The 17,205-nt window shown below is 64.4% G+C and carries 14 protein-coding genes; 7 read left to right on the forward strand and 7 right to left on the reverse strand.

Features of this window, described 5'->3' with window-relative positions:
- Nucleotides 1-100 precede the first annotated feature (100 nt).
- Nucleotides 101-1,543, forward strand: coding sequence for an amino acid permease (locus tag R3P93_RS00410; protein WP_149405279.1), 1,443 nt, complete (start codon nt 101-103; stop codon nt 1,541-1,543).
- Nucleotides 1,540-2,439 carry a universal stress protein gene (locus tag R3P93_RS00415; protein ID WP_094639056.1) on the forward strand — a complete coding sequence of 300 codons (900 nt, stop codon included), beginning with the start codon at nt 1,540-1,542 and terminating at the stop codon, nt 2,437-2,439. The genes R3P93_RS00410 and R3P93_RS00415 overlap by 4 nt, the downstream gene beginning before the upstream one ends.
- A 4-nt stretch (nt 2,440-2,443) precedes the next feature.
- Here R3P93_RS00415 and speB read toward each other — a convergent pair whose 3' ends face one another.
- Entirely contained in the window at nt 2,444-3,403 is a 960-nt protein-coding gene (speB, locus tag R3P93_RS00420) for an agmatinase (RefSeq protein WP_068050394.1), read from the reverse strand.
- 111 nt (nt 3,404-3,514) lie between these two features.
- Between speB and R3P93_RS00425 the strand changes: the two genes are divergently transcribed.
- From R3P93_RS00425 to R3P93_RS00435, 3 genes are read left to right on the forward strand one after another with little or no spacing between them, the layout of a single operon-like run.
- The gene (locus R3P93_RS00425) at nt 3,515-4,153 is read left to right on the forward strand and encodes a helix-turn-helix domain-containing protein (protein ID WP_068050376.1); all 639 of its coding nucleotides are present in this window, start codon (nt 3,515-3,517) and stop codon (nt 4,151-4,153) included.
- On the forward strand, nt 4,150-4,986 hold the full coding sequence (locus R3P93_RS00430; RefSeq protein WP_068050378.1) for a carbon-nitrogen hydrolase family protein: 837 nt from the start codon (nt 4,150-4,152) through the stop codon (nt 4,984-4,986). Before R3P93_RS00425 ends, R3P93_RS00430 begins: the two co-directional genes overlap by 4 nt.
- The gene (locus R3P93_RS00435) at nt 4,983-6,668 is read left to right on the forward strand and encodes a flavin monoamine oxidase family protein (protein WP_317532173.1); all 1,686 of its coding nucleotides are present in this window, start codon (nt 4,983-4,985) and stop codon (nt 6,666-6,668) included. Before R3P93_RS00430 ends, R3P93_RS00435 begins: the two co-directional genes overlap by 4 nt.
- Here R3P93_RS00435 and R3P93_RS00440 read toward each other — a convergent pair.
- Both R3P93_RS00440 and R3P93_RS00445 read right to left on the reverse strand, forming a co-directional pair.
- Complete coding sequence (locus R3P93_RS00440) at nt 6,584-7,369, reverse strand: YoaK family protein (protein WP_094670449.1); 786 nt, start codon at nt 7,367-7,369, stop codon at nt 6,584-6,586. The genes R3P93_RS00435 and R3P93_RS00440 overlap by 85 nt on opposite strands.
- A 28-nt stretch (nt 7,370-7,397) precedes the next feature.
- A complete protein-coding gene (locus R3P93_RS00445; protein WP_317532174.1) occupies nt 7,398-8,894 on the reverse strand; it encodes a PucR family transcriptional regulator in 1,497 nt (498 codons plus the stop codon).
- 132 nt (nt 8,895-9,026) lie between these two features.
- Here R3P93_RS00445 and gabT point away from each other — a divergent pair, with 132 nt between their 5' ends.
- Nucleotides 9,027-10,391, forward strand: a complete 1,365-nt coding sequence (gene gabT, locus R3P93_RS00450) for a 4-aminobutyrate--2-oxoglutarate transaminase (RefSeq protein WP_317532175.1) — start codon at nt 9,027-9,029, stop codon at nt 10,389-10,391.
- Nucleotides 10,391-11,842, forward strand: a complete 1,452-nt coding sequence (locus tag R3P93_RS00455; protein WP_317532176.1) for an NAD-dependent succinate-semialdehyde dehydrogenase — start codon at nt 10,391-10,393, stop codon at nt 11,840-11,842. The genes gabT and R3P93_RS00455 overlap by 1 nt, the downstream gene beginning before the upstream one ends.
- An 85-nt stretch (nt 11,843-11,927) precedes the next feature.
- On the opposite strand, the gene R3P93_RS00460 is transcribed toward R3P93_RS00455, so the two are convergent.
- The 4 genes from R3P93_RS00460 to R3P93_RS00475 are packed head-to-tail and all read right to left on the reverse strand — an operon-like array spanning nt 11,928 to nt 17,199.
- Nucleotides 11,928-13,160: an NADP-dependent isocitrate dehydrogenase gene (locus tag R3P93_RS00460; RefSeq protein ID WP_317532177.1), complete on the reverse strand. Its 1,233-nt coding sequence runs from the start codon at nt 13,158-13,160 to the stop codon at nt 11,928-11,930.
- 41 nt (nt 13,161-13,201) lie between these two features.
- Nucleotides 13,202-14,323, reverse strand: coding sequence for an ABC transporter substrate-binding protein (locus R3P93_RS00465; protein WP_317532178.1), 1,122 nt, complete (start codon nt 14,321-14,323; stop codon nt 13,202-13,204).
- On the reverse strand, nt 14,324-16,087 hold the full coding sequence (locus R3P93_RS00470; RefSeq protein WP_317532179.1) for an ABC transporter permease: 1,764 nt from the start codon (nt 16,085-16,087) through the stop codon (nt 14,324-14,326). It abuts the gene before it with no gap.
- Nucleotides 16,084-17,199: an ABC transporter ATP-binding protein gene (locus tag R3P93_RS00475; RefSeq protein WP_317532180.1), complete on the reverse strand. Its 1,116-nt coding sequence runs from the start codon at nt 17,197-17,199 to the stop codon at nt 16,084-16,086. Before R3P93_RS00475 ends, R3P93_RS00470 begins: the two co-directional genes overlap by 4 nt.
- Nucleotides 17,200-17,205: the final 6 nt, after the last annotated feature.

Genomic DNA, 17,205 nt, shown 5'->3' on the forward strand with positions numbered 1-17,205 from the left:
GACGAGCGAGCCGGTTCGGTGTGCGAATCATTCGATCGGGGAGCAGAATCAGCCGAACCGGTTGATTCGAGAGTTTCTCTCCACGTTGGGAGTCGCCCACATGACCTCGTCGAACAGACCTGCATCGAGTCTGCGATCACAACTGCTTCGCAAGAAGCCGATCGTGGATCCGGACCAGCAGAACAGTGGCGGGCTGGAACGCACCATCGGCACGTTTCAGCTGACGATGTTCGGCGTCGGTGCCACCATCGGTACCGGCATCTTCTTCGTCCTGTCGCTCGCGGTTCCCGAAGCAGGTCCTGCAGTGGTGCTCTCGTTCCTGGCCGCGGGTATCGCGGCCGGTCTCGCAGCTATCTGTTACGCCGAAATGGCATCGGCGGTACCGGTTTCGGGCTCGACCTACTCCTACGCGTACGTGACGATGGGCGAGGTGGTCGCGATGGGCGTCGCCGCCTGCCTGTTGCTCGAGTACGGAGTGTCCAGCGCTGCCGTCGCCGTCGGGTGGAGCGGGTACCTCAACGAGTTGTTGAACAATCTCTTCGGCTTCACCATCCCGCACGCGCTGTCCGCTGCCCCGGGTGACGCCGATCCCGGCATCATGAATCTGCCTGCGGTCGTGCTGATCGTGCTGTGCGCCGTTCTGCTCATTCGCGGTGCGAGCGAGTCGGCGGCCGTCAACGCAGTCATGGTCGTCATCAAACTCGGCGTGCTGGCTCTGTTCGCGATCGTAGGATTCACCGCCTTCGACTCCGGAAACTTCTCCGACTTCATGCCCCTGGGCGCAGCTGGTGTGACCGCGGCCGCAGGCACGATCTTCTTCTCGTTCATCGGACTCGACGCGGTGTCCACCGCGGGCGACGAGGTGAAGGATCCGCAGAAGACCATGCCGCGGGCCATCATTGCGGCGCTGATCGTCGTCATCGTCTTCTATCTCGTCGTCGCCGTGGCCGCCCTTGGCACTCAGCCCTGGACCGACTTCGCCGGCCAGGAGGAAGCCGGGCTGGCGGAGATCCTGCGTAACGTGACCGGGCAGGCCTGGCCGGCAACGATTCTGGCTGCAGGTGCGGTGATCTCCATCTTCTCGGTGACCCTGGTGACGATGTACGGGCAGACTCGCATCCTGTTCGCCATGGGCCGAGACGGCATGTTGCCCAAAGCTTTCGCCAAGGTCAGTCCCCGTACGCACACCCCGGTCAACAACACGATCGTCGTCGCCGTCGTGATCTCGATCCTCGCCGCGTTCATTCCGCTCGACAAGCTGGCGGACCTGGTGTCGATCGGCACCCTCGTCGCATTCATCGTCGTGTCCATCGGAGTGATCGTGCTGCGCCGCTCGATGCCCGATCTCGAGCGGCCGTTCAAGGTTCCGGGATACCCGGTGACTCCGGTGCTGTCGGTCCTCGCGTGCCTGTACATCCTGTCCGGGCTGCACTGGACCACGTGGTTCTGGTTCGGGCTCTGGCTCGCGGTCGTGTTGGCGTTCTACTACTTCTGGGGTCGGCACCATTCGGCATTGCGTGGTGCAGGGCAGGACGCGCGATGAGCGTGCTGATCGCGTTCGCGCCGGGGAAGGGAAGCGTCGGTGCCCTCGATCTCGGTGCCCAACTCGCTCGGTCGACCGGTTCCGACATCGACGTGGCGACGGTGGTTCCCAAGCCGTGGTCGACGCCGTCGATGGCCCGCGTCGATGCCGAGTTCGCGGATTGGGCGGCGGCAACGGCAGCCGAATCCGAGGCGAAGGCGCGGCACTATCTGCAGGAGAAAGCGCCCGATATCGCCGCGTCGTTCCACCGCCTCGCGCACCGCTCGGTGTCGACGGCGTTGACCGATGCGGCGGACAGTCTCGGGGCCGCGGTTCTGGTTCTCGGCTCCTCGGGCGACGGCGCACTCGGGCAGGTCGTCGTCGGGTCGACCGCCGACAAACTGCTGCACTCGTCGCCGGTGACGGTGGCGCTGGCCCCGCGCGGTTATCGCGTGCGCGAGCGCGCGACTCTGACGCGGATCACGTGCGCGTTCTCCGGTGACAGCGAGGCCTCGCGCGTGGTGGGACCCACCGCCGAACTGGCCAGCGAAGCAGGCGTTCCGCTTCGTCTGGCGTCGTTCGTGGTCCGCGGTGCGACGATGTACCCGCCCGAAATCGGGCTGCGAGCCGAGGACGACGTCGCCGCCGAGCTGTCCCGGGGGCTCAGCGAGGCGCTCACCGCAGCAGTGGACGACGCGGTTGCGGTGGGACTCCCGGTCGATCGGGTGACGACCGAGTTGGCCTCGGCCGGCAGTTGGCGCGAAGCCCTCGACGAATTGCACTGGCAGGACGGCGAAGTACTGACCATCGGATCGTCCGGGCCACTGGGACCCATCGCTCGGGTGTTTCTCGGTTCCCGGGCGACGAAGATCATCCGTCATTCGCCGGTGCCGATCCTGGTGTTGCCGCGGCGGTGACGTCCTATCGGTTGAGAGCGAGAACCGACAACAGCTCGTAGGCAACATGAGCCGCAGCGATTCCGGTGATCTCGGCGTGGTCGTAGGCCGGCGCGACCTCGACGATGTCGGCACCGACCACGTTCAGGCCGACGAGTCCGCGCAGAGTGTTGAGCAACTCTCGGGAGGTCATGCCGCCGGCTTCGGGAGTGCCGGTGCCGGGCGCATGTGCGGGGTCGAGAACGTCGATGTCGACCGAGACGTAGACCGGGCCGCCGTCCAGACGTCTGCGCATCCGTTCGACGATGCTGGCGACACCGTCGACCTCGTAATCGTCGGAACGAATCACCTGGAAGCCGAGAACGCGATCGTCCTCGAGGTCCTGCTCGCTGTAGAGCGGGCCGCGAATACCGATGTGCTGCGAGCGTTCGAGGTCGATCAGGCCTTCCTCACTGGCTCGTCGAAACGGGGTTCCATGGGTGTAGGGCGCACCGAAGTACGTGTCCCACGTGTCGAGGTGAGCGTCGAAGTGCAGCACTGCAATCGGTCCGTGGTCGCGTGCGAGCGAGCGCAGGATCGGCAGTGCGATGGTGTGATCGCCGCCGAGGGTCAGAACCGAGGAGCCGTCGGCGCGCAGGTCGGTCACCGCGTCGTGCACCGTGGTGAGCGCCTCGGTGATGTCGAACGGATTGACTCCGATATCGCCGAAGTCCGCAACTTGCTGGCGGGCGAACGGCGAGACCTCGAGGGCAGGGTTGTAGGGCCGCAACAGTTTCGAGGCAGCACGGATGTGCCCGGGACCGAAACGTGCGCCCGGACGGTAACTCACGCCGGAATCGAACGGAACGCCGAGGATGGTCACGTCGGCTCGGGACACCTCGTCGAGGCGCGGGAGCCGAGCGAACGTGGTGGGCTCGGCGTAGCGGGGGACCTTGGTCGCGTCGACCGGACCTATCGGTGGGTGCTCGGGACTGCTCGGGTTCATCGAGAATTCCTTCCGAATTCTAAGGAGTCCGGCGACAGTGGAGTCGACCAGTTCGCCCGGCAAGCGTTACTCTGATGCACGATCTTGTCAACACGAGTTTCCTGAGAGGCGATGACGGTGTCGATTGCTGCTTCGGTCGAGAACGACGCGCCACGTATCGGCGCGCGACTGAAGGAAGCACGCAAGAAGAAGCGGCTGACTCTCGACGCACTCGCCGATACCTGCGGGGTGACCAAGGGGTACCTGTCCAAGCTCGAGCGCGATCAGGTGAACGCATCGGTCGCGTCGTTGGTTCGGGTCTGTGCTGCGCTCGACGTTCCGGTCGGCTCTTTGTTCGACGACGCCCCCGCCGGTGAAGTGGTGCGCGCGCAATCGTTGCCGCGCATCATGTTCGGGGGAACGGCGATGGCGGAGTATCTGTTGACCCCGGTCGGGGAGCGGCGGGTCCAGGTACTGCTGGGGGAGATCGAGGAAGGTGGCGGCAGTGGCGCGGAGGCGTACACCCTGCCGTTGGACGTCACGTTCGTACACGTGCTGTCCGGCGAGGTTCGAGTGACCTTCGAGGAAGATCCAGGCGGTGCCTTCGGCGGTGACGACGTGCTGCTCGGACCGGGCGATGCGTTCACGTTCTCGCCGCGACGCCCGCACAGTTTTCGCAGCGACAGCAGTGGTGGTGCCCGGGTCCTGTGGGTGCTGGCACCTGCGCTGCCAGAAGAGTTGCACAACAGGAAACCGGAGTTTCGCCCATGACGGTCATCGTGTCGCTGTTCCAAGGGCCGGAGTTCTCCGCCGACGTCGAGGCCAACCTGTCGGCGATCGATGCCGCGGCGCGCAGCGCAGCCGAAGCAGGCGCGTCGATGCTGGTGACCCCGGAAATGTCGGTGAGCGGCTACGACATCGGTGATCTCGTGCGCGAACGAGCCGAAACGTTCGACGGTTCGATCTTCGAGCGCATCGCCTCGATCGCGCGAACACACGGTGTCGCGATCGTGTACGGATACCCCGAACTCGGTCATTCGAATCACGGGGGCGAGGCCGTGTTCAACGCGGTGCAGGTGGTCGACGCATCCGGACAATCGGTTGCGCGTTATCGCAAGACGCACCTGTTCGGGGCCCTCGATCGCACCCACTTCACCCCGGGGCCGGACCTGGTGGTGCAGTTCGACTTCGGCGGGCTGCGGTGCGGTGTACTCACCTGCTACGACGTCGAATTTCCCGAAGCCGTTCGCGCGCACGCCGATGCCGGCACCGAATGGTTGATCGTTCCCACCGGTCTGATGACCCCGTTCGAGATCATCGCCACTCACGTCGTTCCCACGCGGGCGTACGAGAGCCAACTGTTCATCACCTACGTCAATCGCTGCGGCACCGAGGCGAGCCTGAGATATTGCGGGCTGACCTGTGCCGTCGGGCCGGCCGGCAACGACCTCGCGCGAGCCGGTGAACACGAAGAACTGCTGACCTTCGAGCTGGATCCGGCCGAGCTCGCTCGATCGCGTGCGGTCAACACCCATCTGGCCGACCGCCGCACCGACCTCTACCCCACAGGACCCTCACGGGCCGAGCAGGAGACCGACCGATGACCACACCCGTCACCCCGGACAGCGCAATCGCATCCGAGGACGACCAGCCGCTCACGATGTTCGGCCCGGACTTCCCGTTCGCGTACGACGATTACCTCGCGCATCCGGCCGGCCTGGGGAGCATTCCCGACGCGGCCCTCGGTACCCGGGTCGCCGTGATCGGCGGCGGACTCGCCGGTATGGTCGTCGCCCACGAATTGCTGAAGATCGGCATGGAACCCGTTGTGTACGAATCGGATCGGATCGGCGGCCGGATGCGCTCGGTACCGTTCGACGGGCATCCCGGTGTGGTGGCAGAGATGGGCGCGATGCGTTTTCCGCCGTCGTCGACCGCGCTGTTCCACTACCTCGACGCCGTCGGGCTCGAGACGACGCCGTTTCCGAACCCGCTGGCCGAGGTGACCCCCAGTACGGTGATCGACCTCAAGGGTGAGAGCCACTACGCACGCAAGCTCGACGATCTCCCGCCGATCTTCGCCGAGGTCGCCGACGCGTGGAACAGGACGCTCGAGGAGCACGCCGAGTTGATTCCGCTGCAGCGCGCCATCCGCAGGCGGGACGTGGCCGGGATCAAGCGGAACTGGAACGAGCTGATCGTGAAGTTCGACGATCAGACCTTCTACGGTTTCCTCGCTGCGTCCGAGCACTTCTCGTCGTTTCGGATGCGAGAGTTGTTCGGCCAGGTCGGTTTCGGAACGGGCGGATGGGACACCGACTATCCCAACTCGATCCTCGAGATCCTTCGCGTCGTCATCACGGCAGCGGACGATCACCATCGCGGAATCGTCGGCGGCTCACAGCAACTCCCGATGCGGTTGTGGACCGACTCGCCGGCGAACATGGCGCACTGGCCCGCAGGCACGTCGGTGGCGTCACTGAACGGCGGCACCACGATGTCGCGCGTCACCGAGATCAGGCGCACCGACGGCGGCACCACGATCCACGACGATCGTGGCAACATCCGCACCTACGCCGCCGCCGTCGTGACCGCCCAGAGCTGGATGCTGCTGAGCAACATCAGATGCGACGACGATCTGTTTCCCATCGACCACTGGACCGCCATCGAACGTACCCACTACATGGGCTCGACCAAGGTGTTCGCACTCGTCGATCGTCCGTTCTGGAAGGACAAGGATCCGGTCACCGGCCGCGATCTGGTGAGCATGACGCTGACCGATCGAATGAGTCGCGGCACGTACCTACTCGACCAGGGTGAGGGCAAGCCCGGGCTGATCTGCCTGTCCTACACGTGGTCCGACGACTCGCTCAAGCTGCTGGCCCTGGACCCGACCGAGCGCATGAACATCATGCTGCGATCGCTGGAGGAGATCTATCCCGGTGTCGACTTCCGCAGTCACATCATCTCCACCCCGGTGACTCTGTCCTGGGAAACCGAACGCGATTTCATGGGCGCATTCAAGGCGAATCTGCCGGGGCACTACCGATACCAGGAAAGACTGTTCACCCATTTCGTGCAGCACGACCTCGAACCTCGGCACCGGGGGATCTTTCTCGCCGGCGACGACATCTCGTGGACGGCAGGGTGGGCCGAGGGAGCCATTCACACCGCACTCAACGCGGTGTGGGGCGTCGTGCATCACTTGGGCGGTTCGTCGGCAGACGGCAATCCGGGGCCGGGCGATGTGTTCGAGTCGATTGCTCCGCTTCGGTTGGGCGACTGACCTTTCGGAGACAACGACCTGGGTGTGCGCTCGTCGAACACGAACAGTGCCAGAGCGACGGTCAGCATCACGGCTACGACCCAGATCGCCCGTAGCCCGAACAGCTCGACCGCGACTGCGCCGAGCAGCGCCCCACCGAAGAATCCGGAGATCACCGCGCCGAACCGTCGGGCGCGGATGCCGGCCTCGAGATCGTGTTCGACCACCCGGTGGAATGCCGCCATCGCCATGCTGCGGAGATTGCCGGTCGTCATCGTGGTGTTGAACGGCGAATCCACCAGCACACGAAAGGTGGTCACCTGCACTCCGGCGACGTGAGCGAGGATCACCGAGACCACGGCGTCGGGGACGGTGGCCGGCAGAAATCCGACGACGAGGACCACGAGGATCTCGAACACCAGCACCGCCCGCACCGGTCGTCGCACGATCCTCGCAACCGCGGGCAGCGCGATGAATTCTGCGGTCGCGACGCCCAGGACGAAGGCCGCCAACGGGGGTAGGAAAGCCAGAGCCTCGACCCACCGACCGGCGGCGACATCGACGCCGAGCAACACGACATTGCCGGTCTGCGCGCCGGCGAACACGCCACCGCGGGTGATGTAGGTGTACGCGTCGAGGAATCCACCGACTGCCGCCAGCAGTACTCCGAGTCGAACCGATTTCGCAGTGGCGACGGCGATGTGGGGCTGCGGCGTGCTCATCGAGAAATACTGACACGATTGACGATGTTCACGATGTCGCGGCAAGCAGTGAAAGCAACAATTCCGCCCGCACCCGCGCCGACGTCAGATCGACCGACAGTAATTCTTCGCATCGGGTGATCCGGTTTCGCAGCGTGTGGCGATGAACGGACAGGTTCGCCGCAGCGGTCTCCCAATGCCCGTTCGCTTCGAGGAAAGCCCGAAGCGATCCCACCAGATCGGCGGTGTGGGTGCGGTCGTACTCGGACAGCACTGCAATGGTCACGGCGGCCATCGCACGCAACGATTCCTGTACCGGTTCGGAGGCCAACAGCATCGATCCGGTGAATTCGACGATCCGATCGCCCGAGCCGGCCGCTGCGCACGCGAGCGAAGCCTGCTTCAGAGCGAGGGGAGTCTCGGTGATGGGGTGGCTGGAACTGAGCCCGACGCGCACCGACCTCGGCAGTGAATCCGTCAGTCGGGCAACCACATCGGAGTCGTCGCTACCGCGGAACAACACCACCACACCGGTGTCGGTCTGCCGAGTGAACGTGGGCCGCGCCCTGGCTCGGCACTCGGCATCGATCGCCTCGACGATGCGCTCGGACGGTCCGCGGACAACTGCGACCCTGATGCGAGAGTCGTCGTCGGCGGCGTCGACGAGATAGCTCGGTATCGCGCTGCCGTCCGGGGAGGGCAGATGGCCGTCCAGCAACAATCCGAGCGCGAGCGTGTTGAGTCGCGACTGCTCGGCGCGCAGCCGCGTGGGCTTCTCGAGTTCGAGGGTCACCAGCGACACCGCGTGCCCGAGCAGGATCTGCTCGACGCCCGTCACCGGGCCTGCGGTGCGAATGGCGAGAAAGCTCGACGCCCCGCCGGAGATGGCGACCGAATGCAGAGTGACGGTGCACCCCGGTTCGCTGACCGACACCGTGGCCGGTGCCGACGACGGGCGAATGCTGCGGGCCACGTCGCGGGCGCGTTCGACGAGATCCGCCGCGGCGGCGGGATGGAACGATTCGGTGCGATTGCCGATCAGCGCCACCGACGTGGACGTGGCGACGGCCAGTTCCCGAACGATCGCGTCGACGCCGCCGTGCAGTGCTGCCCTGGTGATGCGGGTCTGGACCGACGCCGCACGCAGAACCTGCTCGTATTCCTGCTCGGCTATGCGTTTCATGACCGCTCTGATGACGGCGGCGAACGGGATGTCGTAGGGAACCTCCACGACGGGAAGCCCGACATCCTCGGCGGTGTCGAGAATGTGACGGGGAATAGTGCTGTGGGACAACCCGACTCCGAATCCGAGACAGGAGACACCCGCGGCTGCCAAGGTCCGGACGTAGGTACCGAGGGCCGGGCCGTCGGCGTCGAAGCCGAGTCCGGTCGTGAGAATCAGTTCACCGCCCGACAGCCACGGACTGGGATCGATGAGTTCGGTCGCCTGCGCGAAGGTGATGGGAGCAGCGCTGCGCTCCGGTCCGCCGCGGTGACTCAGGCGAAGGTGTTGCTGCCTCAACAGCCAGGACATCTGCACGCTCACCGGTGAAACTGTAGCGGCAGAACTGCCGAAATGGAGTGCAATGTGCCGTCGAGGTGTACGAAATGGCGTCCGGCCGTCGCGCTCGTCGAGTCGCATACTTGCACGACAAAGCCCACATGAAAGGTGCGACCCATGGCCTCGATCGAGTACCGACTTCCGCAGGAGCGCAAGATCGTCACCGCCTTCCCCGGGCCGAAGTCGGCGGCGTTGGCGCAGCGCCGCAAGGCCGTCGTCGGTGCAGGCGTTGCCTCGACGCTGCCGGTGTACGTGGCCGACGCGGACGGTGGCGTCGTGGTCGACGTGGACGGAAACTCGCTGATCGACCTCGGGGCCGGAATCGCCGTGACGACGGTCGGTGCCTCGAACCCGGCAGTTGTTGCCGCCGTGCAGGATCAGGTCGCACACTTCACCCACACGTGCTTCATGGTTGCGCCCTACGAGGGCTACATCGAGGTCGCCGAGAAGCTGGCCGAGTTGACCCCGGGCGATCACGACAAGCGCAGCGTCCTGTTCAACAGTGGTGCCGAGGCCGTCGAGAACGCCGTGAAGATCGCACGTCACGCCACCGGGCGGTCCGCTGTCGTCGTGTTCGACCACGCGTACCACGGCCGCACCAACCTGACGATGGCACTGACGTCGAAGTCGATGCCGTACAAGAGCGGATTCGGGCCGTTCGCTCCCGAGGTCTATCGAGCGCCGATGTCGTATCCGTTCCGCGAAGGTCTGAACGTCGACGGTTCTGCGCTCACCGGTGCCGAGGCTGCGGTGCGAGCGATCTCCGTCATCGACAAGCAAATCGGTGCAGGCAATCTCGCGGCCATCCTGATCGAGCCGATTCAGGGTGAGGGCGGCTTCATCGTGCCCGCAGAAGGATTTCTGCCTGCACTGGCGGATTGGGCACGTGAGAACGGCGTCGTGTTCATCGCCGACGAGGTGCAGTCCGGCTTCACTCGGACCGGGGCCTGGTTCGCCAGCGAGCACGAGGGCGTCGTACCGGATCTGATCACGATGGCGAAGGGCATCGCGGGCGGGATGCCGCTGGCCGCGGTCACCGGCCGTGCCGACCTGATCGATGCCGTGCACCCCGGTGGGCTCGGTGGCACGTACGGCGGTAACCCCGTCGCCTGCGTCGCGGCCCTGGCGTCCATCGAGCAGATGGAGACACTCGAGCTCAATGACCGAGCGCGCGACATCGAACGCATCGTGTTCGAGCGACTGAGTGCGTTGGCGTCCGAGGTCGGCATCATCGGTGAGGTGCGCGGCCGCGGAGCCATGCTTGCGCTCGAGCTCGTGCTGCCGGGTGGGCGTGAGCCCAACCCGGAGGCCACCAAAGCCGTTGCGGCGGCGGCACTCGAGGCCGGAGTGATCGTGCTGACGTGCGGCACCTACGGCAACGTCATCCGGTTGCTGCCGCCCCTGGTGATCTCCGACGAGTTGCTCGATGATGCTTTGACCGTGCTCGAAGACTCGCTTCGCACTGTGGCGCAGGGGAACTGATGGATGCTCACGATCTGATCTCCTCGCTGCCCACCGATCTCTGGCTCGGTGGTGTGCAATCGCCCTCTGCGTCGGGCGCACGATTCGCCGTGCTGAACCCGGCGACCGGCGACGAGCTGACCACAGTCGCCGACGCCACCGCGGCCGACGGCATCGCCGCGCTCGACCGTGCCGCCGAGGCGCAGCCGGGGTGGGCGGCGACGCCCGCCCGCGAGCGAGCCGAGATTCTGCGGCGCGCCTTCGATCTGCTGCAGGAGCGTGCTGCCGACTTCGCTCTGCTGATGACACTCGAAATGGGAAAGTCGTTGGCGGAGAGCCACGGTGAGGTGAAGTACGGCAGCGAATTCCTACGCTGGTTCAGCGAGGAGGCCGTCCGAATCGGCGGCCGGTTCACACCCGCCCCTGCGGGCAACGGCTCGATCCTGGTCAGCAAGTCGCCCGTCGGGCCGGTCCTGGCGATTACCCCGTGGAACTTTCCGTTGGCCATGGGCACACGCAAGATCGGCCCGGCACTCGCGGCCGGCTGCACCGTCATCGTCAAACCGGCCGAGGACACCCCGTTGACGATGCTTCTGCTCGGACAGGTGTTCGCCGACGCGGGGTTGCCCAGCGGTGTGCTGTCGATACTTCCCACCTCCGACGCCGCCTCCGTCACCGGGCCGTTGATGGACGACCCGAGACTGAGGAAGGTCACGTTCACCGGATCGACCGGAGTGGGAAAGCTGTTGGTGCGCAACGCAGCCGACCGACTGCTACGGACGTCGATGGAGCTCGGCGGCAATGCGCCGTTCATCGTGTTCGACGACGCCGACATCGACGCCGCTGTCGACGGGGCGATGCTGTCCAAGATGCGCAACGGCGGCGAGGCCTGCACGGCAGCGAATCGGCTGTACGTCGCGAACTCCGTGCGTGAGGAATTCACCGCGAAGTTGACGGCACGCATCGAGGCATTGACGGTCGGCCCTGGTGATCGAGAGGGCACCGACATCGGCCCACTGATCAACGACAAGCAGCGCAGGACGGTGACCGCGTTGGTCGACGACGCCGTGGCCAAGGGTGCCCGGGTGCGCACCGGGGGCACGACGCCCGAGGGACCCGGCTTCTTCTACTCGCCCACGGTCCTCGACTCGATTCCTGCCGATGCGAATCTGTTGCAGGACGAGATCTTCGGCCCGGTCGCAGCGATCGTCGGATTCGACACCGAGGACGAGGCCGTGGCCGCGGCCAACGACACCAGGTACGGCTTGGTGGCGTACTTCTACACCGAGAGCCTCGACCGCGCCCTGCGGGTGTCGGCGGCTCTGGACACCGGCATGGTCGGCGTCAATCGCGGTGCGATCTCCGACGCCGCAGCCCCGTTCGGTGGCGTCAAGGAATCGGGCTTCGGACGCGAGGGTGGTTCGGAGGGCATCGAGGAGTACCTCGAGACCAAGTACATCGCGCTGCAGTAGCCGCTGCACGTAGCGCTCCACTCCGCGACCGAGAGCGCGGGAATCCGCGACTTTCGGCCTGGAGTGGAGCGAGAGGGTGCTGAGATCATCGACCCATCTGTCGGTCCAGTTCGTACCTGACCGCGTCGAGGAACTGCTCGGTGGTCAGGTAGTCCTGGTCTTTTCCGATCAGTGTGGCGAGGTCCTTCGTCATTCGACCGTCTTCGACGGTCCTCACGACGACGTGTTCGAGTAGTCGGGCGAACCGGCCCACTTCGGGTGTTCCGTCCAACGTGCTGCGGTGTTCGAGGCCGCGAGTCCACGCGAAGATCGACGCGAGCGGGTTGGTCGATGTGGGTTCGCCGGCCTCGTGCTCACGGAAGTGCCGTCGTACGGTTCCATGGGCAGCTTCGGCCAGGCATGTTCTGCCGTCCGGTGTCAGCAGGATGGACGTCATCAAACCCGGTGAGCCGAATCCCTGTGCAACCGAGTCCGATTGCACGTCACCGTCGTAGTTCTTGCAGGCCCAGACGTACCCACCTTTCCACTTCATGGCCGACGCGACCATGTCGTCGATGAGGCGGTGTTCGTACGTCAGGCCGGCTGCCTCGAACTCGGCCTCGAACTCGGTCCGGTAGATGTGCTCGAAGACGTCCTTGAATCGACCGTCGTACGCCTTCAGGATGGTGTTCTTCGTCGACAGGTAGACCGGATAGTTCTGCTGCAAACCGTAGTTCAACGAGGCGCGCGCGAAATCGATGATGGACTGGGTGAAGTTGTACTGGCCCTGCACCACCCCGCCGAGGCTGTCGTCGGTGAACCTCACCAACTCGTGCTGTATCGGTTCGCTTCCGTCGTCTGGGGTGTAGGTGATGGTGACGGTACCCGGCCCGGGCACCGTGAAATCGGTTGCGCGGTACTGATCGCCGAAAGCATGACGCCCGATGACGATAGGTTCGGTCCACCCAGGAACGAGTCGGGGAACATTCGAGATTATGATGGGGGCTCGAAAGATAGTTCCTCCGAGTACATTCCGGATGGTGCCGTTGGGCGAGCGCCACATCTGTCTCAGGCCGAACTCCTCCACTCTGTCGGCGTCGGGCGTGATGGTGGCGCACTTGACGCCGACACCGTACTTCTCGATAGCTCGTGCAGCGTCGATGGTGACCTGATCATCGGTGGAGTCGCGAGACCGGATGCCCAGGTCGTAGTACTCGAGGTTCACATCGAGATACGGAAGGATCAGATGATCCCTGGTGTACTGCCAGATGATTCGGGTCATCTCGTCGCCGTCCAGTTCGACGACGGTGCCCTCGACTCGGGTCTTGGATTTCGGCATGAGAGTTGAGTCCCTTCAGCGGGCTCTGCACTGCGGCAGAGTCATTCGTTGTATCCGAAAATCGAATTCCACGCGGCCTGATCCTCGGCGGAATGGGTGGTCGATTCCTCCTGGGTGATCCGGTGCACCTTGGGATCGGTGAAGTCGGGGAGCTGAACACCGAGAATGTTCGGCGGATCGACGTCGGTCCGTACCGAGTACTCACCGAGGTCGGTGAACACGCGCTGGCCGCGGGTGGAGAGGTTCCAGTTCATGAATACCTGTGCGGCAGCAAGATTGCGTGCGGTGTCGGCCACTCCGGTGTAGTAGTCGTACGAGGTGACTCCCTCGTCCGGTACGACGAAATCGACAGGGGCGTTCTCGTTGTTCGCGATGTTCACGCTGCTCACGACGACGGTGCCGGCATTGATTTCGCCGCGGGCCAAGGCGTCGAGCTGGGCCCCGATGGAGTCGAACACTCGAGCCTCCGAGGAGTATCGGCGGAGGTAGTCGTCGCCGAGGACATCGCGCTGAAATCGAGTCAGAGCGAGCGCGCTTCCGCCCGAACCGGCCTGCGCGATACCGAGTTTGTCGTCCCAACGATCCTCGAGAAGAGAATTCCACGACGTGGGGGCGTCGGTGTCGTCGACGACTGCGCGGTTGTAGCCGAAAGTGTAGATCGGGTTGAACGTGCGGAAATATCGGTTGTCGTCGAACGAGACGTCATCCTGCAGATTGTTCGCAGTACCTGGCAAGTAAGGTTGGAACAGTCCGCGCTCGGCCAAACCCCGAACGAACCCCGGGTCGGAGATCCGGATGACGTCTGCATCGAGGCGACCGGTGCTGTATTCGGCCGTGAGGCGTTCGTAGAGCCGATTCGACGTCAAGCGAACGAGTTTCACATCGATACCGGTGTCGGCCTCGAACTGTTCGAGCACCTCGGATTCGGTGTCCTGGGTGTATCCGCTGTACAGCGTGATCGTGCCCTCCGACGTTGCTTGCGACCACAGATCAGGGTCTGCGATCTGCTCGCCGTCGATCACCAGAGCACCACCTGGTTCGGTGATGGACGCGGCGGACTGTGCCAGCGAGGGGGCTTGCGGTGGTGGACTGCATGCGGGCACCGCGGCGACTGCGATTGCGCACACTGCGGCACCGAATCGCCGGATCGTCGATGTGGTCATCTACTTGGACTCCTTTGCGCCGAATCGGCGGGACAGTGCGGCAAGAACGCCGATCACGACGCAGTAGAGCAACCCGAGTTCGGCGGCCGATCGGATGGATCCGTTGTCGTAGGCGTCGAAGATCGCGATGGACAGCAATCTCGTATCGGAGGTGAAAAGGAAGAGGGCGGCTGTCAATTCGCGCATCGACAACATGAGCAGCAGCAGAAAGGTCGAGGACAGGCCGATGCGGAGCAGGGGCACTGTGACGAATCGGATGGCCTTCGCTCGGCTCGCGCCGAGCATCACTGCGCTGTCCTCCAGGTCTTGGTCGAGCTGAACGATGGAGGATGACACTCCGCGGTATCCCTGCGGCAGGAAGACTGCGATGAATGCGACGACGAGGACGGCGAGAGTTCCATAGATCGGAACGGGCAACGCCAGCCAGGTCCAGAGCAAACCCAGCCCGAGCACGATCGCGGGAACTGCCAACGGCAGCATTGCCACGTACTCCAGCATCGATCGTCCGGGCGACCTGGTCCGATAGCGGGTGTACGCCAGCGCGAAACAGAAGGTGGTCCCGATGGCCGCGGTCGAGACACCGACGATGACACTGTTGAGCACAACGTTGTGGAAGTCCGGGTCCTGAACTGTTTGCCCCAGGCTCCACAAGGACAACGCGCCGGCGTCGAACAACTCCCCGAGTCGGGCCAGGTACGGGCTGGTCTGGATTGACGCCACTACGAGGGCTCCCATCGGGAGCGCCACGGCGAGAACGAAGTACAGCCATGCGAGAGCGGCGGCCGGCCAACGCCAGCCTCGAAGCGGCACCTGCCGTGCGCGCACTCCTTTGCCGCTCACCGTGGTGTATTCCTTGCTGCCGGTCACTCTGTTCTGCAAGGCCACGACAATCACGAGCAGAACGGTGAGGACGACTGCGATGGCTGCCGCATCGTTGCTGCGAGCCGGCGCAGCGTTCATGAGTCGATAGATGAGGGTGGGCAGGGTGTCCACGCCGCCGGGCACACCGATGACCTGTGCGACGGCGAAGTTCTCGACGGTGAGGGCGAAGACGAGTATGCCGGATCCGATCGTGGCAGGAAGCACGAGCGGAAAGGTGATCTTGCGGAGCATCTGGGTGAGCCCTGCCCCGTGCAGGCTGGCCGCATCTTCGAGATCCGGATTCATCAACGACAACGCCGAGTGAATCATCAGGAACGGGTACGGAGCGTAATACAGGCCGAGAACGAAGATCATTCCGGCGAAACTGTAGATGTCGACGAATCCGGGCAGTCCGAGGGCAGTCAGGGCGAGATTGAGGTAGCCGGTTGCGGGTCCCGCGAGCAGAGCCCACGCCAGCGCGCCGACGAGAGATGGCAGGAACAGCGGGGCAATGCCGATGCCGTAGATCATTTTTCGACCCGGGATATTGGTTCTGGCGGCCAAGAACGCCAGTGTCGCACCGATGAGGAGGGCGAGAATCGACGATCCGATTCCGACGATTGCCGAGCTCCACATCGCCTCCTGAGCCGACGCACGCCCCAGTAGAGCGAAATTGTCGAAGGTGAAGTTGCCGAAGTCGAAGACGTTGCTGCGGTCGGGATTGTCGGTGAAGGCACCCATGACGATGAAGAACATCGGGCACAGGACGATGAGCGCGAGAAGCGCGAGTTGGACGAGTGTCGGAAGGCTCCGGCGCAGCCGAGGGTTGCGGGTGCGCGAAACCGAGACACCCGGCGTCGGTGCCGGTGCTTGCCGCGGACGGTCGGTGGTCGGCGCGCTCACGAGAGAGCCCCGACGAGCTGGTTACGGTCGTCGACTAGCAGCTGTGCAGCTCCCGGTGGGACATCGACGGCGACCCGTTCTCCTATGTGCAGCGCCCCTTTCGAGGATCCGGTGGCGAGCGCCTCGATATTCGGCCCGCCGTCGAGAGTGATGCGGTAGCGAACGGACGCCCCCTGGTAGCTCGCGACGTCGATACGCCCCGCCCACCCCACTCCCGCAGTCGTCTCTTCGTGCATGGGCGTGACGGTCAGGTCCTCGGGACGCAGACACACGAGCAGTCGGTCCGAATGGTCGGGCACGGTGGCGTCGACTCTGATCGTGAAATCGTGGTCGGTGAGCGTCACGGCTCCGGACAGGCCAGGAGTAGGTGAGCACGCGAACAGGTTGCCCACGCCGAGGAACTCTGCGATCGACCCACTAGCGGGTGCGGTGTAGATCTGATCGGGTGCCCCACTCTGGACGATGCGACCGTTCTGCATCAGCGCAATGCGGTCGGCCAGGGCGAACGCTTCCACCTGATCGTGCGTGACGTAGATGGTGGTGAGGCCGAGTCGTAGTTGCAGTTCACGTAGTTCCATTCGCAGGCGTTCGCGCAGGCGCGCATCGAGATTGGACAGCGGCTCGTCGAGCAACAGGACGTTGGGACGCATGACCAGGCTCCGCGCGAGCGCTACCCGCTGCATCTGCCCACCGCTCAACAGGCTGGCTCCGCGCTCGGCCAACTCACGCAGCCCGACCAGATCGAGTGTCTCGTGCACACGAGAGACGAGTTCGTCCTTACCGACTTTCTGCATCTGCAACGAGAATGCGACATTCTCGAACACGGTGCGATGAGGCCATACCGCGTACGACTGAAAGACCATTCCGACGTTGCGCTTGTTCGGCGGTACGGTTCGACCGCTGGACGAATCGTGCATCACGTTGTCGCCGATGGTGATTCGTCCTTCGTTCGGACTTTCGAGACCTGCAACGCAACGCATGGTGCTGGTTTTGCCGCAGCCCGATTGGCCGAGTAAAACGAGAGATTCTCCGTCGGCAATCTCGAGATCGAGGTCGCGAACGACGGTGTTCTTACCGTAGGCAAGGGTCAAGTTCTCTATCGATACTTTCATGGGAAT

This window comes from Rhodococcus cerastii (assembly GCF_033042195.1).
Taxonomy (GTDB): Bacteria; Actinomycetota; Actinomycetes; order Mycobacteriales; family Mycobacteriaceae; genus Rhodococcoides.

What these genes read in the sequence shown, in the direction of transcription:
- R3P93_RS00410 (WP_149405279.1), top strand. Translation starts at nt 101, where the DNA reads ATGACCTCGTCGAACAGACCTGCATCGAGTCTGCGATCACAACTGCTT.
- R3P93_RS00415 (WP_094639056.1), top strand. Translation starts at nt 1,540, where the DNA reads ATGAGCGTGCTGATCGCGTTCGCGCCGGGGAAGGGAAGCGTCGGTGCC.
- speB (WP_068050394.1), bottom strand. Translation starts at nt 3,403, where the DNA reads ATGAACCCGAGCAGTCCCGAGCACCCACCGATAGGTCCGGTCGACGCG.
- R3P93_RS00425 (WP_068050376.1), top strand. Translation starts at nt 3,515, where the DNA reads ATGACGGTGTCGATTGCTGCTTCGGTCGAGAACGACGCGCCACGTATC.
- R3P93_RS00430 (WP_068050378.1), top strand. Translation starts at nt 4,150, where the DNA reads ATGACGGTCATCGTGTCGCTGTTCCAAGGGCCGGAGTTCTCCGCCGAC.
- R3P93_RS00435 (WP_317532173.1), top strand. Translation starts at nt 4,983, where the DNA reads ATGACCACACCCGTCACCCCGGACAGCGCAATCGCATCCGAGGACGAC.
- R3P93_RS00440 (WP_094670449.1), bottom strand. Translation starts at nt 7,369, where the DNA reads ATGAGCACGCCGCAGCCCCACATCGCCGTCGCCACTGCGAAATCGGTT.
- gabT (WP_317532175.1), top strand. Translation starts at nt 9,027, where the DNA reads ATGGCCTCGATCGAGTACCGACTTCCGCAGGAGCGCAAGATCGTCACC.
- R3P93_RS00455 (WP_317532176.1), top strand. Translation starts at nt 10,391, where the DNA reads ATGGATGCTCACGATCTGATCTCCTCGCTGCCCACCGATCTCTGGCTC.
- R3P93_RS00460 (WP_317532177.1), bottom strand. Translation starts at nt 13,160, where the DNA reads ATGCCGAAATCCAAGACCCGAGTCGAGGGCACCGTCGTCGAACTGGAC.
- R3P93_RS00465 (WP_317532178.1), bottom strand. Translation starts at nt 14,323, where the DNA reads ATGACCACATCGACGATCCGGCGATTCGGTGCCGCAGTGTGCGCAATC.
- R3P93_RS00475 (WP_317532180.1), bottom strand. Translation starts at nt 17,199, where the DNA reads ATGAAAGTATCGATAGAGAACTTGACCCTTGCCTACGGTAAGAACACC.